The 26,243-nt window shown below is 63.3% G+C and carries 24 protein-coding genes and 1 pseudogene; 8 read left to right on the top strand and 17 right to left on the bottom strand.

Annotated elements, in window-relative coordinates:
• Positions 1-184: 184 nt before the first annotated feature.
• From ACQ4WR_RS03115 to ACQ4WR_RS03185, 15 genes are all read right to left on the bottom strand, one after another.
• Positions 185-1,339, bottom strand: a complete 1,155-nt coding sequence (locus tag ACQ4WR_RS03115) for a fimbrial protein (protein WP_102295758.1) — start codon at positions 1,337-1,339, stop codon at positions 185-187.
• On the bottom strand, positions 1,336-4,173 hold the full coding sequence (locus tag ACQ4WR_RS03120; RefSeq protein WP_436485236.1) for a fimbria/pilus outer membrane usher protein: 2,838 nt from the start codon (positions 4,171-4,173) through the stop codon (positions 1,336-1,338). Before ACQ4WR_RS03120 ends, ACQ4WR_RS03115 begins: the two co-directional genes overlap by 4 nt.
• Before the next feature lie 124 nt (positions 4,174-4,297).
• Positions 4,298-5,062 carry a fimbrial biogenesis chaperone gene (locus ACQ4WR_RS03125; RefSeq protein WP_436485238.1) on the bottom strand — a complete coding sequence of 255 codons (765 nt, stop codon included), beginning with the start codon at positions 5,060-5,062 and terminating at the stop codon, positions 4,298-4,300.
• 72 nt (positions 5,063-5,134) lie between these two features.
• Positions 5,135-5,683: a fimbrial protein gene (locus ACQ4WR_RS03130; RefSeq protein WP_436485240.1), complete on the bottom strand. Its 549-nt coding sequence runs from the start codon at positions 5,681-5,683 to the stop codon at positions 5,135-5,137.
• A 295-nt stretch (positions 5,684-5,978) separates the two neighbouring features.
• Complete coding sequence (locus tag ACQ4WR_RS03135) at positions 5,979-7,211, bottom strand: MFS transporter (RefSeq protein ID WP_436485242.1); 1,233 nt, start codon at positions 7,209-7,211, stop codon at positions 5,979-5,981.
• Positions 7,212-7,243: 32 nt separating this feature from the next.
• A complete protein-coding gene (locus ACQ4WR_RS03140; protein ID WP_436485244.1) occupies positions 7,244-9,634 on the bottom strand; it encodes an ATP-binding protein in 2,391 nt (796 codons plus the stop codon).
• Positions 9,631-10,299: a response regulator transcription factor gene (locus ACQ4WR_RS03145; protein WP_102295750.1), complete on the bottom strand. Its 669-nt coding sequence runs from the start codon at positions 10,297-10,299 to the stop codon at positions 9,631-9,633. Before ACQ4WR_RS03145 ends, ACQ4WR_RS03140 begins: the two co-directional genes overlap by 4 nt.
• 237 nt (positions 10,300-10,536) lie before the next feature.
• Positions 10,537-11,838 (bottom strand): EAL domain-containing protein, encoded by a 1,302-nt coding sequence (locus ACQ4WR_RS03150; RefSeq protein ID WP_180979453.1) that lies wholly within the window; start codon positions 11,836-11,838, stop codon positions 10,537-10,539.
• 108 nt (positions 11,839-11,946) lie between these two features.
• Positions 11,947-12,273 (bottom strand): hypothetical protein, encoded by a 327-nt coding sequence (locus ACQ4WR_RS03155; protein WP_258003043.1) that lies wholly within the window; start codon positions 12,271-12,273, stop codon positions 11,947-11,949.
• A 220-nt stretch (positions 12,274-12,493) separates the two neighbouring features.
• Positions 12,494-13,186: a DUF2726 domain-containing protein gene (locus ACQ4WR_RS03160; protein ID WP_436485246.1), complete on the bottom strand. Its 693-nt coding sequence runs from the start codon at positions 13,184-13,186 to the stop codon at positions 12,494-12,496.
• A 106-nt stretch (positions 13,187-13,292) separates the two neighbouring features.
• Positions 13,293-13,553: a hypothetical protein gene (locus ACQ4WR_RS03165; RefSeq protein WP_436485248.1), complete on the bottom strand. Its 261-nt coding sequence runs from the start codon at positions 13,551-13,553 to the stop codon at positions 13,293-13,295.
• Between the two features lie 39 nt (positions 13,554-13,592).
• The gene (locus tag ACQ4WR_RS03170; protein ID WP_436485250.1) at positions 13,593-13,949 is read right to left on the bottom strand and encodes a hypothetical protein; all 357 of its coding nucleotides are present in this window, start codon (positions 13,947-13,949) and stop codon (positions 13,593-13,595) included.
• Positions 13,950-14,025: 76 nt separating this feature from the next.
• Entirely contained in the window at positions 14,026-14,268 is a 243-nt protein-coding gene (locus tag ACQ4WR_RS03175) for a hypothetical protein (RefSeq protein WP_102295741.1), read from the bottom strand.
• A gap of 54 nt (positions 14,269-14,322) precedes the next feature.
• Positions 14,323-15,159 (bottom strand): hypothetical protein, encoded by an 837-nt coding sequence (locus ACQ4WR_RS03180; protein ID WP_436485252.1) that lies wholly within the window; start codon positions 15,157-15,159, stop codon positions 14,323-14,325.
• A 128-nt stretch (positions 15,160-15,287) separates the two neighbouring features.
• A complete protein-coding gene (locus tag ACQ4WR_RS03185) occupies positions 15,288-16,430 on the bottom strand; it encodes a fimbrial protein (RefSeq protein WP_436485254.1) in 1,143 nt (380 codons plus the stop codon).
• Between the two features lie 114 nt (positions 16,431-16,544).
• Between ACQ4WR_RS03185 and ACQ4WR_RS03190 the strand changes: the two genes are divergently transcribed.
• Entirely contained in the window at positions 16,545-16,835 is a 291-nt protein-coding gene (locus tag ACQ4WR_RS03190; protein WP_436485256.1) for a hypothetical protein, read from the top strand.
• A gap of 211 nt (positions 16,836-17,046) precedes the next feature.
• Here the strand turns inward: ACQ4WR_RS03190 and ACQ4WR_RS03195 are convergent, their stop codons facing one another.
• The gene (locus ACQ4WR_RS03195; RefSeq protein WP_436485258.1) at positions 17,047-18,171 is read right to left on the bottom strand and encodes a fimbrial protein; all 1,125 of its coding nucleotides are present in this window, start codon (positions 18,169-18,171) and stop codon (positions 17,047-17,049) included.
• A gap of 452 nt (positions 18,172-18,623) precedes the next feature.
• Between ACQ4WR_RS03195 and ACQ4WR_RS03200 the strand changes: the two are divergent.
• The 7 genes and pseudogenes from ACQ4WR_RS03200 to ACQ4WR_RS03230 all read left to right on the top strand — a co-directional run bounded on the left by ACQ4WR_RS03200 (position 18,624) and on the right by ACQ4WR_RS03230 (position 25,663).
• A pseudogene (locus tag ACQ4WR_RS03200) lies at positions 18,624-19,343 on the top strand (SDR family oxidoreductase).
• 183 nt (positions 19,344-19,526) lie between these two features.
• On the top strand, positions 19,527-20,141 hold the full coding sequence (gene gstA / locus ACQ4WR_RS03205; RefSeq protein ID WP_436485260.1) for a glutathione transferase GstA: 615 nt from the start codon (positions 19,527-19,529) through the stop codon (positions 20,139-20,141).
• Between the two features lie 286 nt (positions 20,142-20,427).
• A complete protein-coding gene (locus ACQ4WR_RS03210) occupies positions 20,428-21,984 on the top strand; it encodes an FAD-dependent monooxygenase (RefSeq protein WP_436485261.1) in 1,557 nt (518 codons plus the stop codon).
• A gap of 61 nt (positions 21,985-22,045) precedes the next feature.
• A complete protein-coding gene (locus ACQ4WR_RS03215) occupies positions 22,046-23,161 on the top strand; it encodes an acyl-CoA dehydrogenase family protein (RefSeq protein WP_436485263.1) in 1,116 nt (371 codons plus the stop codon).
• 182 nt (positions 23,162-23,343) lie between these two features.
• Complete coding sequence (locus tag ACQ4WR_RS03220; RefSeq protein ID WP_436485265.1) at positions 23,344-24,177, top strand: HDOD domain-containing protein; 834 nt, start codon at positions 23,344-23,346, stop codon at positions 24,175-24,177.
• A gap of 113 nt (positions 24,178-24,290) precedes the next feature.
• Positions 24,291-24,722, top strand: coding sequence for a hypothetical protein (locus ACQ4WR_RS03225; protein WP_102295729.1), 432 nt, complete (start codon positions 24,291-24,293; stop codon positions 24,720-24,722).
• A 20-nt stretch (positions 24,723-24,742) separates the two neighbouring features.
• Complete coding sequence (locus ACQ4WR_RS03230) at positions 24,743-25,663, top strand: DUF2145 domain-containing protein (protein WP_436485386.1); 921 nt, start codon at positions 24,743-24,745, stop codon at positions 25,661-25,663.
• Here the strand turns inward: ACQ4WR_RS03230 and ACQ4WR_RS03235 are convergent, their stop codons facing one another.
• A complete protein-coding gene (locus ACQ4WR_RS03235; protein WP_102295770.1) occupies positions 25,664-26,239 on the bottom strand; it encodes a flavin reductase family protein in 576 nt (191 codons plus the stop codon).
• Positions 26,240-26,243: the final 4 nt, after the last annotated feature.

Raw genomic sequence — 26,243 nt, forward strand, 5'->3', positions numbered from 1 at the left:
ATCGTGTCCTCAAGCATGTCCCAGCATGTCCCGCGCGTTAGCAGCCTCTTCTGACGGTTACAACCCGGAAAATAAAAATGCCGTTCAGTCTTAACTGAACGGCATTACGCTTGCGAGTCGTTTTTTTCGTCTGGCCACCAGCCTGCGTACACGCAATTGGCGACCTTTCAACCCAGCAAGAAAGCTACTGATAATTCAGCGTGTACGTCGCCACGGCATTGGCCAAGCCGGGCGTTACCTTGGCTGCCGTTTGCAGATAGCGCGCGCTCAGCTTGATGGTCAACGAAACGGTATTGGCCTCGAGATTCGGCACGCCGACTTCCTTCGACAATATCCAGGGTTGACCTGACTCGTCTAACAGTTGTACTCCCACGCCAGTGGCAGCCCGTTTCTCCGCCGTCAGACTCAGCACGCCTTTGCTGGCATCGATCGCCGCTGCCATCGGGTCTATACGTATCTTGAGGGTATTCGGCGATCTGCTGGGGCCAATGACGCCACCATTTTGCGAAGAAAGTGCGCCACCGCCCCCGCTCGAAATACTACCAGGAAACCCTGGGCAATTGGTCAAGCGGATTTCGAAGTTGACCGCCGGCAGGGACATGCCTGCCCCTTTCAGGGGCATTATCTTGCTACGGTCAAGTGGTACGCTGACATCAGACGTCGTGCAGGTTTTACTGACAACGCGTATGCTGCCTGTCAATCCCAGTGTCACGACGTCAACTTCGTTGCTACTAGTGCTACCGGATAAATATGAAAATCGTATACGGAGAATCGCCCGGCCCAAAGCGCTTGCCTGTATAAGGCCTATGCCCACCGGTCCAGTCTTTACGAGCGCGACCCTGAAAGTAGTTGGTACTCTCACCGACCCGGACCTGCCTGTATAGCATTCAGCCCGTAAGTTGTTAGAAGGCAGGCACTTAATGGGCAAGTAAAAGTACGTACCTTTGCCGACATTCAGCGAGGTATCCGAGGTGACCTGCCACACCACACCGATGCCGGGCACCCCGGTTTCATAAATTTTCCCGGCCATTGCTGGGACAGCGCTGGAGCTGACACTGCCAAGTACGCCTGCAACATACCCGTATCCCTCGCCTTCTGACTCGATCGCATCGGTGCAGCCAATCCGTTGGATACCAGCATCGGCATTCTGAAAAGCCTGGGTGTAGAGATAAGTGCCGTTGGGTGCATCACGCGGCACGGTAAGGCTGCTGATCTGGAGGGCCATCGTTGCAGTGGTAGCAGCGCCATCGGTGATGCGGCATTCGAACGCCTGAGCCAGCTGCGGCGCACCACAAACGAGCAATACGGCCAGCAGAGACAGCACTTTACGAACGTTCATGGTTTTCTTTTTTGGTTGATTTTAAGCGCGGTGTCTTCATATTTTCTGGCTGCGGCGACCTGCAAATCCTGGCGTGGTACCAGCGCGGCCAGAAATGCAGGCGGCACCTGCAGATCGAGACGCTGCACGGCTGCCTCATGACTCCAGCTGGCGCCGGGAATCGACTGCAGCACCAGCTGGCATGGCTGCAGCAACTGCTCTTTGGAAAGCTGCACTCCATACGCCTGCAAATCAACCGTACTCATGCAAGGAGACGCATCTTGTCCCCCGGGCATAGGAAGGAACGCCACGTCGCGCCGCTCCATGCGCTGGCCATTCACGAAAATATCGACTGAATACGTGCCGCCCAGCAAGTCAGCGCTGCGTTCTTCGGCGGGCGCCGCCTTGGCATTGATCAGTTCCGGCACGCACACGGCATCGGCTTGCTGCAGCTGTCCGCCTTCGCCCTGCAACAACGACGCTGGCACCGGCAGCGAGCAGCGCTCATGCGCCCTGCTGCCCCACGAAATCGACAGTTGCCGGCTGTTTTCCTGCAGGCGCGCATACAACTGGCCATCCTGGCCCACCATGCCCACGGACTGCCCTTGCTCGTCCTTGACCGTGGCGCCAAACGGCAGCACGTCGCCGCCCGCCAGGCGCACATGGAACAAAATTGCGCGGCCCGTGCTGGTGCTGTATTTGAGGAAGACGACGGCGCCGTCGCGCGGTGCCACCTGCTGGCTCGTTTCGCGCATTTCCACGTCCATCGACGAGCCCACGGGATCGATCGCCACGTCGTTCAGTTCATATGGACGCAGATACGGCACCACCGCATTGCCGCTGGCGTCCAGCCTGAGACCCGGATAGCCGGCCACCCTGGCACCGGCGGCGCCAGGCGCATGCACCACGGCCATGGTGTCGCCACGGTGCGGCGACAACGTCACGCCGCCAGGATGGGCAACCACGCTGCCGCTCATGTTGAACGAGGCGCTCGTATAGTCCTGCCCGCGCCCGATCGAGGCGCCAACGAAGGTCCGCGCTCCCGTGTACTGGCCACTCAGGGTGCCGCTGCTGCTGCCGCTGCTGCCATCGCGGCTGAGCGACGCGCCATAGCCGAACTGGCGTTCTTCACCGGCCGTGCCGCTGACGGTGGCCAGCTGGCTGTAGCGGCCATCGGCGTTGCGCTCCAGCTGGGCCGACACGTGCGGCATGTCGACGCTGGCGCTGCTGCCCAGCGGCAGGTTGACGGACAGCAGCAAGCGGTTTTCCATGACGCCTGACGACGTCTTGCCGCGGTTGGCACTGATGCCATAGCTGATGCGCCCGACCCGCTTGTTATAGCTGAGCTGGTATTGCAAGTCCTGCCCTTCCCGGTTCCAGTAATTTTGCGTATAGCCGCTAACGCTGAGGTTGCCCCACTCGCCCAGGCTCTGGTCGGCCGTCAGCGACAGCCGGTTGCGGGGGCGGTCCAGCATGGTCGTGGCATAGCCCTGCCGCTCGGCGTCAAGCGCCTGCATGGCGTTGGCGAAATCCAGGTAGCCGCTGGTGGAAAAGCGGTAGGCCGCCATCGAAAAATTGCTGCCGGTGCTTAGGATATTCTTGCTGTACGACACGCGCATACTCTGGCCCTTGGCCTTCTCGGCGTCCAGGGCAGTCTGCGCATGGCTCAGATCGACGGACATGGCGCCGATCGGCGTGGCAAACGCCATGCCGCCCAGCAGCGAAAAATAGTCGGCGCTGGCTTGCACGCCGCCGTAGCCCGTCAGGCTGTTATTCAAGCCATATTGCACGGTGCCTTGCATGAAACCTGCCTGCTGGCTCAGGTAATTATTGCGCGTCACGCCGGCCGTGGCGCCGAAACGCAGCGTTCCCGGACGCAGCAGCTGCGTCACGGCGGCATACGGCACCACAAAGCGCTGTTCGCTGCCGTCCGCTTCGGACACGGTCACGTTCAGGTCGCCGCCATAGCCGGTGGCGTACAGGTCGTCGATGACGAAGGCGCCTGGCGCCACCGTCGTTTCCAGCAAGATATTGCCCGCCTGGCGTATCGTCACACGGGCGCTGGTGCGGGCGATGCCGCGTACCACCGGCGCATAGCCGCGCAGCGAGTTCGGCAGCATGCGGTCATCGCTGGCCAGTTGCACGCCGCGGAAGGATTGGGTGTCGAAAATCTCGCCACTGGTATTTGCGTCGCCCAGGGTCAGCTGGCTTTTCAGCGAGGTGATGTCGCGCCGGAGATAGGTGTCGAGCACCTGATAGTGGCTGCCGCCCGCTTGCTGCCAGCTCAGCGCACTCTTGTGGCGCAGACGCCAGGCGCCGAGATTGAAGCCGCCGTCAAGGCCCAGGTAGGCTGAGTTGAAGGCGCTGTCGCCACTTTTATTGTGATTGCTGTTGAAACTGTAACCGAGCATGCCGGACGTCACGCCGCTATCCCACAGTTCCGGGCTGACATAACCGCGCGCATCGCGGCGCAGCGCAATCTGCGGAATGCTGATGTCGACTTGCTGGCTCTCCGGCACGAACTTGGCCGTCGCATTCTCGATCAGCTTGCCCAGTTCGGCGCAGTTGTCCGCTTCCAGCAAGGCCGTCGCTTGCGGCGACAGACGCGTCATGTCGACGCCAAGCAATTCAAGCAGCTTGCGCGATACGCACACTACCGGATGGCTGCCGTCGTCATTCGCGTGAATCCTGATATCCTGGCGGTTTTTCAGCTGGCCGTTGAGGGCGATATCGGCACGGTAAGTGCCTGGCAAGACGGGATTGCCATTCTGATACGCGGCCAGATCCAGGCTGCGCGAGCCTGCCGGCAGGAACGCGCCATTGAATTCGACCTGATCGGCATGCGCCGCCGGCATGACCAACGCACATGAACTGAACGCCACCGCCTTGACCACGCTGCCAACGAGCGCATTGACGCCCGGACCAGGCATTACTTGAGGAAAATAGCGAATATGGCGATGAGTATGCATGATTCAGACCTTAAGGAGCGGGCCGGCCGGTGGGCGCAGAAAGGGTGCGCCGCACCGGCATCGGGACACCATAATCATTGATGGCGCTAAACTCCACCTGTGCACCGGCGCCAGGCAAGGCTTTCACGGTGGGTAGCGCAAATTGTTTGGTCTCGCCTGGCGCCACCATGCCGCCATCACTCTCGCTGCGCACGGCGCCGACCATCAGCGACAGCGACGCCAGCGACACGTGAAAGGCGGACGGGTTATATGCTTCCAGGGCAAAGCCCTTGCCATTGCTGGCGGGCACGGCACGCCATTGCAGTTGTTCCATCGCGTCGACCGGATTGCCAGCCAGCCCCTCTGGGCGATAAAAAATCTTGACGCGTGAGCGGAACGCCATCTGCAGCGAATTCACATCGGCCTCTTGCGACTTGGGCGGAATCTCCAGCACATTCAGCCAGAACACCGATTCCTTCGCAGCCGGCAAAGCCGGACCGACAAACATCAGGCGCAGGCTCTGCCCCTTGCCGGGATCGATGCGGGCCAGCGGTGGCGTGAGCACAAAAGGAACTTTGGCCGCAGCCGGCGTCGATGCGACATCGCCGGCATCGACCCACGCCTGCACCAGCGCCGGCATTGCGCCATCGTTATTGAGCTTGACCGTGATTTCTTTTTGCTTTGCCGGATAAATCTGCCGCGTTCCCGTGATCACCACGCTGGCCATGGAGGAAGAGCAAAACAGCAAGGCCAGGCTGAGCAACAACGAACTGCGCAATGAATGATATGGGGACATGGAAGACCTCAGAATGTAGACGGGAAGCGCGTCCCGCCTGGGCGGCGAGGACGTGCTTCCCTGGCGAGTGGATTACTCGTAAGTGATGGAATAGGTAACGGTGCTTTCGACCTTGCCGGCGGTGGCAAGGCCGGTGGCAATGTATTGCACGGCATACGGCAGAACCGTCTCGCCAGTCGTATTCTTCGTGACCTTGCTGGTATCGGTGACTTGCGCGAAATCACCGGCCTTGATCGGCTTGCTGTTGGTGCCATCGAGCAGTTGCAGCTGAACATTCTTGGCGCCGGCGGCGTCGTTATTTTTCAGGTTATGGGTCACCGGATCAACACCGGCGCCCGGTTCGAAAAATGCGGCAGCCGTGGTGGTGGTACCGGTACAAGCGCTGAGCGTGATGTTAAAACCTGTCTTACCTGCAACTTCTGTAGCAGTTTTCAGCTGGGCAGCCGAGATTTTTGGCAATTGCACGGTCGCAGGTGCAGGGCCGGCAGCGCCGTTGACAGCAACCGTGCAAGTCGAATCGGACAATTCACCTTTGAAAATGATCGTGCCATCGGCGGCGAAAGCGGACTGGGTTGCAGCGGCGGCCAGCAGAACGGCGAAGATACGGGCTTGGGATTTCATTGAGACTACTCCTGAAAGATAAAGGTAAATGCGCACCAGTTAATGTAGGAACGCGGCTGTTGTTGCAGATTCGTACTTTACAGAGACGCGATACTTGTCGATATGAGAATGGTCTTAAAAATCCGCCCGAGCGGATAAGATGCGCTTTTTAGGCGGCAACCGCGGACGCAAGACGCCAGCGCTGGCAATACAGCGCTGCGGTGTGACTGGACAGGAGGGGAAACGACGTGAAATGTAGCTGCGGGGAAAACCTGCAAGGCGGCGCTTGCAGGCAAGATGAAAGGCTGCCGGCTGATCAGTCTGGCAGCACCGTCTGATCGTCAGGCGTCATGATGCGCTGCGCCAGCCAGACCAGAACGGTCGCCAGCACCAGGGGCAAGACCAGCTGCAATAACACCAGCGTTGTCCAGCCGACCATCTCCTTCAGGTGGGTGAAAAGCACATCCGCGGCAAGAATGCCAAGGTTGAAGGCCACATAAAACAAGCCCACTGCCCGCATGTTCTGCATGGGCGGCACCGATTGGATCAGGGCCGCCAGAATATTGATATAGAACACGGCGGTCAGAGCAAAGCCAATCAGGAACACCAGCAGCATGAGTACCTCCACTGGCAGCTGCCATCCCAGGGAGATCAGGCCGCCGATAGCGGCCGTGATGGGCAGCGTGATCAGCAGCATTTTCACGGCGCCGTGGCGGTCCCCCAGCCAGCCAGCCAGCGGCGACAGCAAGGTGGCACTCATGGCAATGCCTATCACCACCCCTACCGTCTTGATGGGAAATCCCAGTATCTCGCGCATGTACAGGCTATACAGATAGTCAAAGTTACCCGCGCTCAATGGCAGGCATATGGCGGCCAGAAACAGCAGCAAGGGGCCGCGGGACCAGACCGAACCGACCGGGTTCCTGGCTTCAGGACGGATGAAGCGCGGCTCGCCGCTGGCGCTGATCTGCTGAAAAAAATGCCAGATCAGGAGATACAGCAGGATCAGGATGAGCATGCCCGCCAGCGCAGGTAACACAGGTAGTTCCCCCTGTTCATTGATGGCGTGCTGAATGGCGCTGAGTTTGTTCGCAAAAATGTTGCTGACTGCGGTAAAGCAGATCATGAGTCCCACCACCAGGGCGCAATGGCGGGGGAAATACGTGACCCCGATACTGACCCAGGCACAGATATTCATCGTGCATCCGATACCTCCCAGCAAACTCCAGCAGCACAGTTCAAATAGCGTGCGGGAATACAGGCCCATTAACGCAGCCACGGCCAGCAGCAGGAAGCCGGCCAGCAAGGCTTTCCTGCGCGACAGGGTTTCCGGCAGGAGTGCCAGCACCAGCCCCGTCAACCCCATGCTGACGTAAAAGATCGCCGAGGCTATCGGGATATTGCCTAGCGAAGCAGGCACGCCGAAAGGCAGGGCTTCGGAAGCCAACGGCAACTTCGTCGGATCCATGCCGGACAATACGAGAAACAGCAAGGTGGTTGGCAACATCAACGCCAGCATCCCCATCGCTTGTTTTTTATTCTTGTGCATGCTACTTGACATGTTGCTCCCTTAAGTTGAAATCAATGCTGGCCGCTGTTGCGCCAGGCGGCCACGACATGCTGCAGCAGCCCGCCGCAGCGCGCATCGGCGAGCGCTGCGTCGCTGCGCAGCAGGCTTTCCAGCTGCCCTGCCGGCTGCGCCATCTGCGTCCATTGCATGGACAGGGCTGCGCCATGCAGGCGATGCGCGGCGCGCAAGGCGGCATCGCGTTCGTGCATGGCCATGGCCTGCAGCAGCTCGCCCATGTCGCTGGCGAACGCGGCGCGCACCTGCGGCATGTCAAATACGCCGGTCGTCGCCATCGGCGGTGCCTGCAGCGCCAGGCTCACGTCGCACCAGAGTTCGACGATATCCTGCAGTTTGGCCAGGCGGATCGGCTTGCTCAAGATGCCATCCATGCCTGCTTCAAAGCAGCGTTCGGCATGATCCGCCCCTGTGGAGGCGGAAATGGCGATGACCGGGCAGCGCGCCTGTTCAAGGTCCGCTTCGCGCCTGCGCCATTCGGCCGTCAGGCTGTAGCCGTCGATGTCGGGCAAATCGCAATCCATCAGCACAAGGTCATATTCGCGCAGGCTGAAGCTGGCCAGTGCCCTGGCGCCATTCTCGGCGATGTCCGCGTCGCAGCCCAGGCTGGCAAGCTGGGCCCGCAGCACGGCCTGGTTGGCCGGTACATCTTCAACCACCAGTATCGACAGGCGCTGCGCCGCCGTGCCGCCCACCGGGATCGGACGGGCCGGCGCCACCGCGGCCGCCAGGGCGGCAGCGGGCGCCGCGTCCGCAGGCAGGGAAATCACCATGCGCGTCCCCTTGCCCACTTCGCTATCGATAGTGATCGTACCCTGCATCAGATTGACCAGTTCACGGCAAATGACCAGTCCCAGTCCCGTGCCGCCCGAGCGCTTGTAGGTGCCCTCCACCTGCACGTAGGGCCGGAACAGGGTGGCCTGCACGGCGCTGGCGATGCCGATGCCGGTATCGGCAACGGTCATTTCCAACCGCGCCTGGCCCTGCCCGTCTTCCAGCATGGCAATCTGAATCTCGACGCCGCCTGTTGCCGTAAATTTGATGGCGTTTGAAACAAGGTTATGCAGCACCTGCAGCAGCCTGGCCTCGTCCAGCATCAACGGCGGCAGGGCCTGGCGCACTGCCACATCGAGCGTGATGCCCTTCTCGCGCGCCCGCAGCTGCTGCAAGGCAACCACATCGTTGGCCAGGGCCACGACATCGACCGCATCGAGGCTCAGCGTCAGTTGACCCGCCTCCAGCTTGGAGACGTCGAGCACGTCGTCAAGCAAACGCAGCAGGATATTCCCGCCATTGCTGGCCAGGTCGACAAAGTGACGCTGCTCGGTATTGATGGGCGTGGCGCGCAGCAATTCCACGGCGGCCAGCACGGCATTCATGGGCGAACGGATTTCATGGCTCATCACGGCCAGGAACATGGCCGCCCTGCGTTCATTGCGCAAGGCGCGCCGGTGCGCGCTGAAGGCCTGGTATGCCAGGCCCGCGAGGATCAGCAGCAAGGCGGCGGCAAGGCCCACATGCTCGCCAAAGTGATCGACCGAAAACAGCATGCCTGCGTGCTCATCGCCCTCGGCCTCCAGCCAATCCTGGCGCACCAGGCGGATCTGGGCCGGGGTCATCGCGGCCAGCGATTTATTCACGATCGATACCAGCAAGGGGTCGCTGTCGCGCAGCGCCATGCGCACGTCGGACGTCATCGCCAAGGGAAGCTCGGTAAAATGCAGGTTCTCCCCCGCTTCGCGCATCAACCCCGGCATCAGCTGCGCCCGGGTGCCGATGGCAAGGTCGGCGCCGCCCTTCGACAGCAGTGCCAGCGCCTGGCGCATGCTGGGACGGACAACGATGCGCATGCCGTCGTGGCGTTCGCGCAGGAAAACGCCGAGCAAGTCCGCTTCCGCCGCCGGCAGCGCCACGGTCTTGCCATCGAAGGCGATGCCATCGGCACCCGGTTCAAGCTGTTCTCGTGTGGCGGCGATGGCCGTGGTCGAGAGGTAAGGCAGGCTGTAGTCGATACCGGGCGCCTGCGGCGGCGTGCCGATGCTGCGCACCGCAGGAAGACAGTCGATGCGCCGTTCGCGCAGCGCGGCCAGGCCATTGTCCGTGTCGGCCAGGGTCACGATGTCAAACACCAGGCCACTATGCCGTTCAATGATGTTGATGTAATCCGTGCCGATGCCCCTGCGTACCGCGCCGCGCTGGACGATTTCAAACGGTGGCCGGTTCTGCCGCAGGCCCAGCTTCAGCACCGGATGCGCGCGCACCCAGGCCTGCTCAGCGCCGCTGAGCGCAAACGCCTTTTCCTGCCCCTGCCCCTGCCCCTGCCCCTGCGCCGCGATGCAGCAGACGGCCAGCAGCAACGCGGCGATACCGGCACGCCAACGCCTCATGCTTCTCCTATGGTATGGCGGATCTTGAACAGTTCGTTGTTCGACGTAACGCCCAGCTTGCGGAAGGCGGTGGCCTTTTGCGAGCTGATGGTCTTGATGCTGCGCTTGAATTTTTCCGCGATTTCCGTCACCGTCATGCCCGCCAGGTAGCAGCGGATCACCTCGCGCTCGCGCGCCGACAGTGCCGCTCCCAGCAGCAATGCATCGGCGCCGTCATCGCCGCCGCGCGCATCGAAGGCGGTGGTGGCCTCGGCCACCCGGTACGACATTTCGGCGCTCAGGTACACGGCGCCCGACTCCACCTTGCGCAAGGCCTTGACCAGCTCCGCCATTTCCTCGCCCTTGCCGACGAAACCGCGGGCACCGACGCGCAGGGCCAGCGCCACCGTGGCCGGTTCATGATGCGTGGACAGCACGAGGATGGGGCAATCGGGAAACTTGGCGCGCAGCGCGCGGATCAGCGACACGCCGTCGAGCTCGTCCGGCCCCAGCGCATAGTCGAGCAACAGCACGTCGGCAGGTTCCAGCAGCAGGCCCGCCATCAGCTCGCGGCTGGTGCTGTAGGCGCCGACGACGGCGATATCGGCTTCGGCCGTGAGGCGGGCCACCAGGCCATGCCGCACCACCGCGTGATCGTCGAGCAAGGCAATACGTAAGCGTTTCATCGGCAAGGGCGAAGACCAGGCGCTACACGAAAAAAGGTACTTTTGATGAGGTTACTCCTATTTTTGCCATTCACATCATCAGTGATGTAATTTATCAACATTGTTGTTCCTGTGCAATAACATGGTTCCGGTGCAAGATGCACTTGGCATACGTCCCGCCGATGCTGTTTTTCATGCAGCGAGCATCGCGTTCCTCCTCACTCCAACCGCCGCCCCGCTGGGCGAAGGCGCCTTTCCTCACTTGCTGCACACGCTGTCAAAAAAGTCGCGCAGCTCCATGGGACGCGCCAGCGCATAGCCCTGGCCCGCCGGACAGCCCAGCTTGACCAGTGCCTCGATGCATGCGGCATCCTCGATGCCTTCGGCCACCACTTTCAGGTTCATCAAACGCGCGAGATGGACTGTCGCACCGATCACGGCCCGCGCCGAGGCGCTCGTTTGCATGTCGCGCACGAATGCACCGTCGATCTTGACTTCGTCGAACGACATCCTGGCCAGAAGATTCAAGGTCGCCGAACCTTGTCCAAAGTCATCGAGCGACACGGGAAAACCCTTGGTGCGCAGCGTATTGAGCGCGGCGGACAGTAACAGCTCGTCGGGGATCTGCAAATCTCCCGTCAATTCAATTTTCAGCCGTTCCGGCGGCAGGCCGGCCCGCTGCATCTTCTCGGCCAGCCGCTGCGCCAGTCCCGGCGTGCACACGGTTTCAGCCGAGGCATTCAGGGCGATGGGCAGCGCCACCTGGCGGCTCTTGAGCACCAGCAGCACGTCGATGACCCGCGTCTCGATAAAGCTGAACAGCAGCAGATGCAGGCCGAGGCGGTTGACCATCGGAATCAGCACCGATGGCGGCACCTCGCCCACGTCATGGTGATGCCAGCGCAGCAGCGCCTCGGCGCCGATGATGCGCCGCGTGCGCAAGTCGTACTGCGGCTGCAGCATCACGCGCAGGTTCTTGCCGGTGGTTAGCGCCTCGATCACATCGGCCTCCGTCGGACCTGCGGCTGGCGCGGCGCCCGATGCCTGCCGCCTGACGGGCGCGACCTGCAGCAAGGCGCGCAAGGCCTCGGTAAAGGCCGCCTTGCCGCCACCGTGAACCATGCCGACATGGATGCCGGCGCGCCGCGCCAGACGGGCATGCGCCAGCAAGGCCGTCACCGACAGGCCGCCGATGCGCGACAGCGCCGGCGTCTCCTGCGTCGCCGCCACTGGCCCATGCAGCAGGTTGAGCAGCGTTGGCTGGCCGACCCACAGCACATGCGGAAAGCGCACCAGCGGGCTGGCCGCGTCCAGCGTCTTGAGCAGGGTCGGCACCATCAGGCCGCCGTGTTCGACATCGGCCACGATCACGTCGACCTCCCCTGACTGCAAGAGCGCCGGCAGCATGCTCAAGGTACGGACTTTGCTTACATTGACAATTTCCATGGCGCTCAGCATCGTGTCCAGCCAGCGCGCGCCATCTTTGCCCGCATCAGGCGTCAAGGTCGTCACGCGCAAGGTGTTAAATTCGCTGCGCACAGGGGGTCGGAGGGTTTTCACGGCATTTTTCCTAGGGTTGAAGCGTAGGGAAGGACCAGGCAGGCAAGTGCCGCCGAACGGCATGGCGCACGCGAACGCTGCGCCAGTCCTGTGGCGGCAGGCACACCGTCAGTCGCTTTCCTGCGCATCGAGCATGCCGAAACGATTGCGGTGATCGCCCATGCATGCACGCAATTCGTAGATGCTCAAACCGCTCACCTCGTGCATGCGGATGAGGATGGCGGCACTGACGGGCAATGCGCCATGCCGGATCTTCGACAGGATGGGCGGCGACACCTGCAGTTCGCGCCCCAGGGCCGCATCGTTCTTCAAGCCGAGGAAATCGATCAGCGCGTCGAGCAGGTCGGCGCTGCGAAAGCGATTGGACTCGAGCACCGGTGGGTGGTTGCGCAATCCGGTCACGCGGGGTGGATGCTGCTGTACTTGCTTTGTCATTGCCGTTACTTTCAAATAAGGGGGTACCAGGGACGGCGCCCACCCTCCATGCCGGACGGTGAGCACTGCTGCCTTATTGAAGTGTAGCCACGGCGTTTCTTGACTGAAATCAGAACAGTCCTAAAAATGCCGATAAGAATTGAATACATGCATGCCGCGAGCGCGCATCGCGCAACATCGGGTGCGTGTCATTGCCGCCTGCCGGCCGCGTGCCTGTGCATCACTCGGTGGCGGCCCACCAGTGCGGGAAGTACAGTGACGGGGGCATGTGCGCCTGCATGGTGGCGCAGGTGGGATGCCGGACGTACGCCTGCCACTGCTGTCGCGCCCGTTCCAGCAACAGGGAAAATGCGGACCAGTCGTGGGCCCGGTACACCTGCTGGCTGTACAGGCGCAGCAAGGGGATGCCATGCAGGCGGAAAAACGCGCTTTTCATGAGGTCGTGCGTGATTTGATCGTCCTGCGCATGGTACTCGCTGTCGACTTCCAGGCCGAAGAGGATGTCCTGGCTGAGCTTGTCGATCACCAGCAGGTCCACGCTCTTCTGGCCAATTTGTCCTTCGACCTTCAGGTGGGCAAAGGCGCGCTGCGACGGCGAAAAGCCGGCAGTATCGAAGAAATGGTCGAGCGCCTTGCCGTCGATGGCAAAGATCGACGACAGCGGCACGTTGGACAGCACTTCCTGCGCCGGGGATTGCGGCATCTGCAGCAGCCGCTGGTAGGCCTGCAGTTCCACCTGCGAACAAAAACCTCCCGGCGCCGGCTCGCTGGACACCGACGGCCATGTGGCCGGCCTGGGCACCTGCCGCGCCAGCCGGGCATTCCACGCGAGCTGGCTCAGGCCAAACTGCAGGATCAACGGTGCCGAAAAGACGGTGGAGATGGGAAACTTCAGAAAATCCTGTGGTGTCATCGTGTCAATTTTCTATGCCTTGGGTGGTCCGTTACTGATCGTTCACGCAGCCAGTGGCAATCCGCATCGGGGCTGTGGCATGATCGCATGACCAGACCAGAACTGACTATGCCTGTATCGCCAGATATTCATGCGCCACCGCGAAGGCCAGCAGCATGTCCACGCCTTCCTGGTCGTCGCAGTCCAGCAGGAGCTCGCCTGCATCGAGCACTGCGGAGATCGGGAAGGTCACGTCGACCTGATCGCCCAAGCCCATGCAGAGCGTCATTCCCGGGAAAACCGCGCCCGCGGACACGGCGCCGTGCACGATGGCCAGGCGCTGATTGCCATAATCCTGAATCGACGTGCAATAAAATTGTGACTGCATATACCCTCTTGCGTTAAAAGACCGGGCCTTGCAGGCTTGCTATGCGGGCCTGCAGGCATGCGCCCGCAGCGTGCCTGCCAGCCTGGCGCCGCAGAAAACCAGCGCCGCATAAGCCACCAGGAGCGGCAGCGCCAGCAGAGCAAAGCCATAGGTCGCCACCACCACTGGCAGCCACAAGATCAGCATGCCGATCAAGGTAGCGATGGCGATGGACCTGTGCCGTGCGCGGTGGATAAAACATCCCTGCACCATCCCGATGAGCAATCCGCACAAAACAATGGCGCAGAGATTCACCGTGCCGGAGAAATGTTCCAGGCCGATATAGACCAGCCATACCGCAAGCATGCTGGCAAGGGCACTGCAAGCCCCGATGAGTCCGCTCCTGGCCGTGCTCATGTACATTTCTCCAACAAAAAATCCCGCGTCTATACCCAGCACCGCCCCCCTGGACGACGGCTGGCGTGGCCATGGACTACCTGGTGAACAGGTGCACGGCCAGATAGGCGAGCGTGGCCACCACGAGGCCGATCCCGCAGTACGTCGACCACACCATGAACTTGCCTTCCGCATTCCCCTCCTTGCTGAGCCTGGAATAATATGCCCAGGCATCGCCAGGTTCATAGGACTTGTTCTTGCGGTGCTTGTAATCGATGATCTGGTTGGGTATGCCAAAGACGATGGCAAAGACCAGTACCAGAAATTTTATCAACAGCATATCCTGATTCCTCGGCAAGGCTGATCGAATGGGACTCGGGCCGGCCAGCCTTCTTTACGGCAGCCGGTGCCGGAAGGTCGGTTCGATATGCCGCGCATGCAGCCAGCGCACGATGTCTTCCAGGGTGGCGTCCTGCAGCAGCAAGCCTGGCTGAGCGCTGGCGGCGGGAACGGGCGCGGGTACCAAAGGGGCCACGGCTGCTGGCATGTACGTTGGCACCGCAGCTGGCACGGCAGTTTGCACGGCAACATCCAGCCCCGCATGTCCCTGCAGCTTGGCCAGCGCCTGCGCGAACTGGGCCGGGTTGATGCTGCGCAGACTTTCCAGAAAGCCCAGCTGCGCGGCCGGTGGCGGCGGCATGTCCAGGCCCGGTTCGTCGACAAAGGCGGCGCCCATGCTGGGATGGATGAAGGCGGCCCACTTGCCCGCTGCCTGCAGGCACGGCGGCAGCGCCGCCTGCTCCACGTAGGCGGGCGGCGCGACGGCGAGGATGTCGGTCGATGCGGGTAAAAAGGTCGAGCGCAGCAGTTGCACGAACTGCTGCGCCTGGGCCAGAGGCACGGGCGTGGCCAGGGACAGCCACAGCTGGAACGCCGTGCCCGAGATGCTGACGGCGGGCGCCGGCAAATCCAGCTCGTGCTGCACGGCATTGGCGATCGTGCACAGCGCGCTCCAGTGCGCCTCGCCGCCGCCCTTGCCGCCAAACTCCAGCAGCAGCGTGCGCGCCAGGCCCTGCTCGCTGACCAGCCGCACCACCACCGTCTGCTCGCCTGCCAGATGACGGGCCAGCACGGCTGGCGTCAGCGGCAGCGCGCCGCCTTCCGCATCCACGTATTGCTGTTGCTCGTCGAACAGATACAGGCGGGTGAGTTCGGAAATCAGTTTATGCATGTCGGCTCCGTGATGACGTTGCGCAACACTTGCCAACGTGCCCGGATTATAGCCGAGCACCAGCGTCCATTCCGCACGCCTTCGGGCGGCGAGCCTCGTCACGCGTTCGATCGACCTCCCGCAGCAGCCTAGTCATAACTGATCGTGAATGTCGCCGAGGCGTTTGCCGGTCCCGGCGTCACCCTGCTGCCGGTCTGCAGGTAGCGGGCGCGCAGGGGGATGGAATAGCTGCGTTCGGAATCGCTCAAGGTCAGGTCGCTGCTCTGCAGGGTTGCCAGGAATAGCGTGCTAGTACCCTGGCTACCTATCTGCAGGGCAATACCGGCTGCGGAGGGAGGGCCGCCAGGGGCACCGCGATCGAGACCCAGTACGCCGTTGCCGAGGCTGGCGACCGTGCCCACGGGGTCGATGCGGTAGCGCAGTCTGTTGATTTCACGCACTCCCGTCGTTCCCGTGCCGCCCGGAGAGTTGCCGCTGTCCGACAGCCAGCTTGCAGCGATCTTGGTAAGTGTTCCATGGAACGCCGGACAATCGTTCAAGCGTATGGAGAAATCCTTCCAGCCGGTGGCGCTGTTGATCCCGGTAAAATCCTTGGATGTATACGTGCCCATGGGCACCGAAACATCCGGCGTACTGCAGGTCCGCGAGACTATCTGAAGGTTGCCGGAGATGCCCATCTGGAAGCCCAGCATTCTGGCATCGCCGAAATTGCCGAACAAACTGACGATCGGCAAGGAGCTGCCGCTCAGCACCCCGGGCGTGACCGCCCCAATCTTAATCAATATCAATTCAAAATTGGCCGGCCCGGTATTGGTGGACGGATTGGCAAAAGGAACCTGGCAGTGATTGCCCGACGTGCAAGTACTCGGCTGCGTAGAGGTCCGTCTGGGCAGCAGACCACCGGTACTATTGAAAACGGCACCCAGACCGTCAATGCTGGTTTTGTAGACCTTATTGGCATACTGCCCGGTGGACCATGCGGCCATACCCGAGCTCGCATCAACCGTCCACTCGGTAGACATCTGGAACGGCGCATACAGGCAGTCGAGTGTCACCGTCTGGCCGGACCGCGCCCTGTATGTCTGGCGATACACCTCCGTGCCCACCGGGACATCGCGTCCGACGCTGATCGCCGATGCCTGAAAAGGCATGGAGCCTTTGGCCGGCTGGATGCCGTACATATAGCTACAGCTGATGGCGAAAGCCGGATTGGCGACCGCCCACAGCAGCGCAATAGCTACCGCGGATTTGAGCAAAGAACCTATATGCATGACGCGACCTTATCTATGTTGATTGATGCAACTGGCGGACGATGGATGAAGTAATCATGGCGCTGACGACGGCACGCGAAGCTGTTGCGGCCAGGGCGAAACACTGAACGGCGCATGGGCATCAACGGCGCCGCTGGCGTCAAGGAAAGCAACCGTCACGGTGAAGACGGCGCAGCCATCGCTCGAATGGCTATTCAAACCGGCCCGTGGCACCCCGAACCGGGAATGGCCGACATCCAGCTGGAAAGCATCGCTGCGCGCAAGCGCTGCCGTGCAGTTACGGGATCAAGTGTATGGCCCCCACGGCATACGCCATATAAGAGCACTCCGAAAAACGGATACATGGCAAAAAACGTCGTGACAAGCCAGCCAGGACAGTCGATCAGCCCGCTGGCGGCGCCTTAGGCCTTACGCCATGCGCGTGCGCCCGCCAGGCAGCACGACGTGCGATTGCAAACGAAAGGCAAGGTAGCGGTGGAGGATGATGCAGGCAGCCTCGGCGGGTGCGCCTGCTTGCTGATCAACATGCCCGGCACCAGCGCGATGCCCTTGGCATCATCGCAGCGCCCGCACGCAAGCCGTTCTGCTGCGTGCCCCTGGCGCGTCCTTCATGTAGTTATTCATAACTTATCGTAAACGTTGCCGACGCATTTGCCGGACCGGGCGATATCTTGCCGCCCGTCAGCAGGTAGCGTGCCCGCAGGGGAATGGAATAGCTGGTTTCGAAGCTACTCAGGCCCAGGCCGCCGCTCTGCAAGTTTGCCAGCGGCAGCGCGTTGCCGGCCTGGGTGGCTATTTGCAGGCCAATGCCGGTGGCGGCGGGAGGACGGCCTGCGGCGCTGGGGTCGAGGCTCAGCACGCCATTGCCTGCGTTGATGGGCGTGCGAACGGGATCGATGCGGTAGCGCAGGCTGTTATTGTCGCGGCTTACGGCGCCAGCCGTGCCGCTCGGTGACGTGCCGCTTTGCGATATCCAGCTGACAGCGGTGGTGCTCACTGTTCCATAGAACGCCGGGCAATCATTCAAGTTTATGGAAAAGTCCTTCCAGCCCGTAGCGCCGTTGATCCCGCTAAAATCTTTGGCTTTATACTTGCCCATGGGCACCGCGACATCGGGAGTACTGCAGGTCTTCGAGGCTATCCGAAGGTTGCCGGAAATGCCCATCTTGAAACCAAGCATTCTGGCATCGCCGAAATTACCGAACAGGCTGACGCCCGGCAGCGTATCGCCTCTCAGCACCCCAGGCGTCACCTCGCCTACCTTGATCAGCAGCAGTTCAAAATTGGACGGCCCGTCAAAAGGAACAATGCAGTTTTTGCCTGCCGTGCAAGCGGTCCATGTCTTGCTTGACTGTCTGGGCAGCGGACCGCCGACACTGTTGAAGGCAATCCCCAGCCCAGGAAGGTTGGTGCTGTAGACTTTATTCGCATACTTCCCGCTGGACCAGTTTGCCAAGAGGAAGCCGCCATCAACCGTCAGCTCGGTATACTGTTGATACGGGGCATACAGGCAATCCAGTTTCACTGCCTGGCCGCTGGCCACTTTGAATGTCTGGCGATACACCTCGGTGCCCAACGGCACCTCGCGCCCGACGGTGATCGCCGACCCCTGCAAGGGCATGGCGCCCACGGCCGGCCGGATGCCATCCAGGTAAGTGCAGGTGACCGCGAAGGCCGGATTGCTCACCGCCCACAGTAGCGCGACTGCCATCCCCGGTTTAAGTAAATAGCCCATATGCATAACGCAACCTTTTATATATTGATGGGAGCAACTGACTGATGATGCATGAAGTAATCACGATGCCGCCGGCGGCGCCAGCACCTGTCGCGGCTAGCTAGCGCGACATACTGAACGGTACACGCTGATCAGGGGCGCTAGCGGCATCCGGGAAAGCTGCAGCAGTGATGACGGCGACGCAGCAATTGATATTGCAACCGGTCAGTGGCAACCGCGAGCCGGGAACGTCCGGCACGCTTCTGGAACGCATGCTTGCGCGCAAGCGCTCCTGTGTTGTTGCGGGATGAAGTGTAGGGCTCGCACGGTCCATGCCATATCAGAGCACTCCGAAAAACACCCACATTGCAAAAATATAATGCGCTGGCAAAGCCTGCGGCACGCGGCAGCAAAGCATGCAATGGCAAAAGCGTAGCCTTCCCAGAGGTTCATTTTCAGGCTTGAGGAAATCCTCTCCCATGACATCCCGCACTTTTCTCGTCACTGGCGCGACACGCGGTATCGGTTATGCCGTCAGCCCCCTGCTGCACCGGCAAGGTCATCGGGTCGTCGGCATCGCCCGGCACATCGAGGGCGTGGACTTTCCCTGCACCTTGGCAGCCTGCGACCTGGCAGATCTGGCGCAGACGGCGCAGGTTCTCAACGCGCTTAACCAAGAGTTTGACATCGATGGCATCGTGAACAATGCAGGCATTGCCTCGCCCCAGCCACTGGGGCAGATCGACTTTGCCACATTGTAGAATGTCTTCGATCTGAACGTGCGCGCCGCCATCCAGGTGACGCGGCAGTGCGTGGAGGCGATGAAGCTGCGCCGCTATGGCCGCATCGTGAATATATGCAGCCGTGCCATCCACGGCAACGTGAACCGCACTGCCTATTTCGCCGCCAGCAGCGCCCTGGTCGGATACACGCGTACCTGGGCCCTGGAATTGGCCAAGCACGGCGTGACGGCCAATGCGGTGGCGCCCGGCCCCGTGGAAACGCAACTATTCCGCAAGACCCGTCCCGTCGGCAGCGAGATGGAACGCCAGGTGCTTGCAACGATACCGATGCGGCGGCTCGGGCAGGCCGATGAAATTGCCGCCGCCGTCGGCTTCCTGCTATCGGAGCAAGCCAGTTACATGCCAGGCCAGGTGCAGGCGGTCGATGGCGCAGGCAGCCTGGGCGGCCGCGCCTGAGCAGCCATCAGAAAAACCAGGGCCAGCGCGACGATGGCGGCAGACTGCCCGGCGCCGGCGGCCATTTGAGCCAGCGCAAGCCTCCTTCGAGCGTGAACGGCGAATTGCGCGAACACGCATTTACCCACAGCCTGCACGGGTCTATAGTGGCGTCTTCCCCACCTGTTCAAGGATAGGATCGCCATGAAACTCTTTTACTCTCCCGGCGCCTGCTCGCTGGCGCCGCACATCCTCCTGCGCGAAACGGGCACGCCGTTCACCCTCGTCAAGGTCGACCTGGGCCAGCACAAGACGCTGGAAGGCGGCAGTTACTATGAACTCAACCCGAAAGGCCAGGTACCGCTGCTGGCGCTCGACGATGGCAGGACTTTGAGCGAAGGCCCCGTCATCGCCCAGTACATCGCCGAGCAGGCCGGCAAGCATGACCTGCTGCCGCCCGTGGGCGACTTTGCCCGCTACAAGGTGATGGAATGGCAGAATTACATCACGTCCGAGCTGCACAAATCGTTCAGCCCCCTGTTCGATTCCCGCATCGACACGGCGACCAAGGCCCTGTTCATCGAGGCACTGGGCAGGAAATATGCGTGGATCAACAGCCGCCTGGAAGGCCAGGCCTACCTGGCCGGCGACACGATGACCGTGGCCGATCCTTATCTGTTCGCCGTGACAGGCTGGGCCCCGCAGCTGGGCGTGGACCTGTCGCAGCTGACCAATGTGCAGGCCTTCCTCGGCCGCATGACCGAGCGCGACAGCGTCAAGGCTGCTTGGGAAGCGGAAGGACTGGCCAAGGCCGCCTGAGGGCCGTTGCCCGAAGTGCCCCTGGGCTGGCGCCGCGCGACAGTCCCGTGCTAAGATCGTGGCGTCGAAAAAGGTGGACCGGCGTGGTGAGCCCCGGTCAGCCGTCCGCCTGCGGACGGTGATATTCCAGCCCAGGGGGCCGCGGACCACGACGAAAAGCGGACGTGCGCCGTTTTTTCGTCGGCGTGCGTTCCGTCACCCTGCTGCCTGAACGGCGTTGCGCCTGCCGCGAAAATTCACCACGTCCTTGACTGAGTGTGCTCTGCACAACACCTGGGACGACATCATGAAACCTGCTTCAATCCACACCCCTGTACTCATTATCGGCGGCAGCCTCGTCGGCCTTTCAGCCTCGCTCTTCCTCGCCTGGCGGGGCGTGCCGCATATCCTCGTTGAGAAACACCACGGCAGCGCCGCGCATCCGCGCGCCACGGGCTTTACGGAACACACGCTGGAATTTTTCCGCGCCGCCGGCATCGCCGAGCGCATTCCACAAGTACCGCCGGGCGCCAGCGTGCGCCGCGCCCGCGTGGCAAGCCTGGCAGGACAGCACTACGAGGAATTGCCGTGGACGCCAGGCCAGCCGGAAGAGCGCGACGGCAAGGCCTCGCCCACGACCGGCGCCGCCATTGCGCAGGATCTGCTGGAACCGATACTGCGCGAGGCCGCCCGCGCACGGGGCGCCGACCTGCGCACGGGCGTGGAACTGTTGTCCGTGCAGCAGGACGCGCAGCGCGTCACGGCGCAGCTGCGCCAGCGCGACACGGGCGCATGCTATGCCGTCACGGCCGATTACCTGATCGCCGCCGATGGCGCGGCCAGCCCCATCCGCGAACAGCTGGGCATCGCGCGCCAGGGCGCCGGTCCCCTGCGCGTGCTGCGCAGCGTACTGTTCCGCTGCGCCGAGGCGGACGCCTTTCTGGAACGGGGCATCCGCCAGTTCGACATCGACCAGCCGGGCTTCCAGGGTTTCCTGGGCACGTATTCGGACGGGCGCTGGTTCCTCATGTTTGAAGAACAAAGCGACAGCACCGAGGAGCAATTGCGCGCGCTGGTCCGCCAGGCCCTGGGCAAGGACATGGCGTTCGAGCTGATCACCACAGGGCGCTGGGAGCTGGCCGGCCTGATCGCGGACAGGTTCAGCGAGGGGCGCATTTTCCTGGCCGGCGATTCGGCCCATCAATTGCCGCCCACGCGGGGCGGCTACGGCGCCAACACGGGCATCGACGACGCCTACAACCTGGCATGGAAGCTGCAAAGGGTGCTGCGCCGGCAAGCGCGCCCCGCCCTGCTCGACACCTACACGGACGAACGCCGGCCCATCGCCTGGCTGCGGCACCAGCAAACCTTCGCCCGGCCGGACTACGCGAAATGGGTCGGCGACGGCTACCAGGACACGCGCTTGTATGGCAATCTGGCGATGGAACTGGGCCAGCTCACGCGCTCTGGCGCCATCCTCGGCGCCGACGCAGCACTGCCGCCAGCTGCCCACCCGCGCGACTGGGCCGGCCAGCCAGGCACGCGCGCGCCCCACGTCTGGGTCCGGCATCGGGGCAACAGCGTCTCCAGCATCGACCTCCTGACCGAGGATTTCGTGCTGCTGACAGCCAATCCGCGCTGGTGCGCCGCCGCCGCGCATCTGCAGCTCAAGACCCTGCTGGTCGGCGCCGACGTGATTTTCCCCGCCGAGCAGCCGTTCCGCGACAGCTTCGGCACCGGGGATGACGGCGCCGTGATCGTCCGGCCGGACGGCATCATCGCCTGGCGCTCGGCCCCCGCGGCCATACCGGAGGCCATGCTGCTGCGCACGGTGATGGAAAAAATCGCCTTGCCGCACGGCTGACGGCAACGGCGGCGCCACGCTGTGCGAAAATGCCCGCCTCTGCCATTGCCGGACTTTGCCCATGCCGCACGCTGCCCTTGCCAACCCTGCCAACTTTGCCATCGTTTCCGGGCGCGACGCGCGGCGCATTGCGCGCCATGCGCCGGCAGCCGATGCGGCCCGCTTCCTGCATCCGGCCCAGCAGGCGCTGCTGCACCGGCGCGGCTGGCTAACGATGCTGGCGCCGCGCAGCGCGGGCGGCGCCGAGCTGCCCCTGCCGCAAGTGGTACGCCTGGAGGAAGCCGTGGCCGCCATCGACGGCAGCATGGGGTGGGTACTGACCCTGTGCGCGGGCGCCGGCTGGTTCGCGGGTTTCCTCGAACCTGAACTGGCAAAGACCATCATCGGCACGCCGCGCGCCTGCCTGGGCGGCAGCGGCGCGGCCACCGGCTACGCGGACGAGGCAGGCGACGGCTACCGCATCACCGGCAGCTGGGACTACGCCAGCGGCGCGCCGATGGCCACCCATTTCACCCTGAACGCCGGGCTGCGGCGCGACGGCCAGCCGCTGCTCGATGCGCACGGCAAGCCGTGCATCCGCGCCTTTCTGGTGCCGGCCGCGCTGGTGCAGCTGGTGCCTTCGTGGAACAGCCTGGGCATGCGCGCCAGCGCCTCGCACAGCTACCGCATCGATGGCCAGTGGCTGGCCAAGGAACACGGCTTTACCATTCACCCGGACGCCGCGACGGCCGGCGGCCCCTTGTACCGCTACCCGTTCTATTCGCTGGCCTACGTGACCCTGGCCGCCAACGTGGCCGGCATGGCCGCGCATTTCATGCGGCTGGCCGAGGCATGCATGCGCCACCGCCGCCACGCGCGCGCCGGCCTGCCGCTACTGGAGGTGCCGGAAGTCGTGACGTTCCTGGAAGACAAGCAGCAGGCATTTGCCGCCGCCCGCAGCCATTTTTATGCCGTGCTCGATAACAGCTGGGCAACGGTGGCAGGCGGCGCGGCGCTGGAAGAACAAGACATGCAGTCCGTGCAAAGCAGTTCCCTGGCCCTGGTCGCCGCGTGCCGCGCCGCCGTCGACGGCCTGTATCCGTATTGCGGCCTGTACGCGGCGCGCGAAGACACGGCCATCAACCGCGTCTGGCGCGATTTCCATACGGCCAGCCAGCATTCCCTGCTGCTGCCCTGACGCTCAGCGTGCCGGGACTGGCCCCGCGCGTCTGCCGCCCTTCACCCGCATGGCCGGGAGCCGGGGCGCGGACGCTGATGCATAGCGTGCAGGAGCGCAATGGCTTGTGTGCGCTGCCGAACGCCATGCCAGGCTGAATTGCCTGATAATATCGGGCATCGCTATCTTCCCGGCCCCTATCCATGCACGTCAACACGCTCAGCAACCTGGCGCAGCTCCTTGCCAGCGCCGAAACGGAAACCCTGGCCTTCCCCACCAGTATCAATACCGCCCTGCTCCTGCAAAAGGAGCTGGCCAATCCCGACTGTCATTCGGCCGACATCAGCCGCCTGCTGTTGTGCGAGCCCACGCTCTCGGCGCGCGCCGTGGCGATGGCCAACTCGGCCCTGTTCGCGCGCGGCCAGGCGCCCGCCGTCACCAGCGTGCGCGCCGCCGTCGAGCGCCTGGGCCACCGCAACCTGTATTCGCTGGCGACGGCGGCCGTCATCCGCCAGCTCAATGCCGGCATCCGCGACACCGCCTTGCGCGCCAGGGCCACCCAGCTGTGGGCACACACCGTGCACGTGGCGGCGCTGTCGCACGAAATCGCCCGTGCCGTCACCCACGCGGATGCCGATACGGCCCTCTTTGCGGGCATCGTGCATGAAGTGGCGGGCTTTTATCTGCTGGCCCAGGCCGACAAGACGCCGGGCCTGTACGCGCAGCTGGAAACGCAGATGGCGCCCGCGCTGGAAGTCATCGGCCGCGCACTGATGCAGCAGCTGGGGGTGCCACCGTCCGTGGCCGACGCCGTCAACGCCTTGCCCGGTTCGACCATCATGCTGCCGCCCGAAGGCTTGCGCGACACCTTGCTGCTGGCCAAGGCGCTGGCGCCCGTACCCTCCCCCCTGCCGCAGGCGCCCGTCACCATCAGCCGCCAGCTGCGAGCCTACCTGGACAGCGACCCCGTGCTGGAGGCGCTGCGCGAGCAACCTTCGGCCGAGGCGAAAGGCCTGATCGCGGTACTCCTCAGCTGACGGGCCATCTGCTATGATGGCGCAGGCCGGGATGGTCCCGGCGTGCACTTTGCATATGCATTTGTTATTGCCACTCAGTTGACTGGAAAACTGCCTTGACTACCTCCTTACGCATGCTCGGCCTGGCCGCGGCTCTGACCGTGGCGTGCAACGCCAATGCCGACAGCTTTGTTTCCTCGGCCTCCAGCGCCGGTTCCCAGTCCAGCGGCAGCATTTCCGATTCGCTCAAGGGTTCAAGCAACAGCTCCTCGCGCGACAACAAGGTGGCCAACGGCCCTTACCGCATCATCGACGTGGCAGCCGTGCCGGGCCGCGACGGCATGACGCGCTTGACCCTGCGGGCGGATGCCGCGCAGGCACCCGTCGTGCTGGACTTGCCGCAGGCGGCGCTGGACAAGCAGCAGCTGGCGCAAGGCGACATGGTGCATGCGCAAAACCGCGCCTACGGCCTTGAATTCTCGCGCAACGACACGCGCGCCGCCTTCTTCCTGGTGCTGGCCGACGACTGGCACGGCGAACTGGCCACGCGACCCGTCAGCCTTTGATTGCTTGCTTGACCCCGCGCTTGAGCGCGCGCCGCCTGGCGCTGCTGCTGGGCGCCTGCGCCATTGCCGGCTGTAGCGGCGCCGCCCACGCTGGCACCTCGCTGGCTTCCTCGCGCTTTTGCGACCGCGCGCAGGAACTCACGGCCACGCAGCAGGACCGTCTGTTGCGCTTTGCCGCCGTCGTGCGCGACGAGCTGGCCGCCAGCGAAGGCAGCGTGGCCCTGATCAGCCGCTCGGGCCTGGACCTGGCGCGCTTCGGCATCCGCTATTCGCATGCGGCACTGGCCTGGCGCCACGCTGGCGACGACGGCTGGTCCGCGCGCCAGCTGTACTACGCCTGCGATGAAGGCCGCCCGCGCATCTTCGACCAGGGCACGGCCGGTTTCGTCATGGGCACGGAAAACCCCGCGCTCGGCTACATCTCGCTGGTGAAACTGCCGGCGGAAACCACGCCGGCCCTGCGCCGCGCCCTGCTCGATCCATCGCGCGTGCAGCACCTGCTGGCGGGACGCTACAGCGCCAACGCTTATGCCTACAGCTTGAAATACCAGAATTGCAACCAGTGGGTGGTGGAACTGATGGCCGCCGCCTGGGGCGAACTGGCGGACGGCGCCGACTTGCGCGCCCGCGCCCAGGACTGGCTGCGCGACGCGCCCTATGCACCAGCCCCCGTCGACGTGGGCGCGCGCTGGCTGATGCTCGGCTCCCTTTTCGTGCCGCTCGTGCACATGGACGACCACCCACGCGACGCCATCGGCACGATGCAGCTGGCGGTGAGCCTGCCGGCCAGCCTGGAAGCGTTCGCGCGCGAGCGCCTGCCCGCCAGCGAGCGCGTGGAAATCTGCCACGACGGCAAGCAGGTGGTGGTGCACCGGGGCTGGGAAGCCATCGCCGACGGCTGCATTCCCGGCGCAAACGACACGGTCATCGCCCTCGACTGATCATTTGTCCGCGTCGAGCGCTTCGCCGATCGCATAAAAACGCCCGCCGGCGATGTAGTGCAGGCTGCGCCATGCCGGATCGGCATTCTCGAAATGCCAGTGCCCGTCACGGAACACGCGTGTATCGGCCCAGGCGCCCGTCACTTCGCCGATGAACAAATCGTACGCCTGCTGGTTATGCGGCTCGGGCAGCAGCCGGCAAGCCAGCCAGGCGGAACACCCGGCCACGAACGGCAAGTCAAACCCTTCCATCTGAAACAGCCGCACGCCGGCGCGCGCCAGTTTATCGGGCTGCGCGTCGAGGCTGTGCGTGCCCACCGCGTGCGTCAGTTGCAATTGCGCCGCCGTCGGCACCTGGATGACGAACGTGCCGCTGCCCTCGACCAGCGCGCGCGTGCGCGTGGCCTTGTCCAGCACCACGGTCAATTTGGGCGGGGCGAAATCGAGGGCGCAGGCCCAGGCCGCGGCCATCACGTTGTCCACGCCCGCATGGCGCGCCGAGACGAGGATGGACGGACCGTGATTGAGCAAACGGTAGGCTTTTTCCAGCGGCACGGCGGCGATATGGCTGTCAATGGAT

Source organism: Janthinobacterium amylolyticum (genome assembly GCF_051380655.1).
Lineage (GTDB): Bacteria > Pseudomonadota > Gammaproteobacteria > Burkholderiales > Burkholderiaceae_D > Janthinobacterium.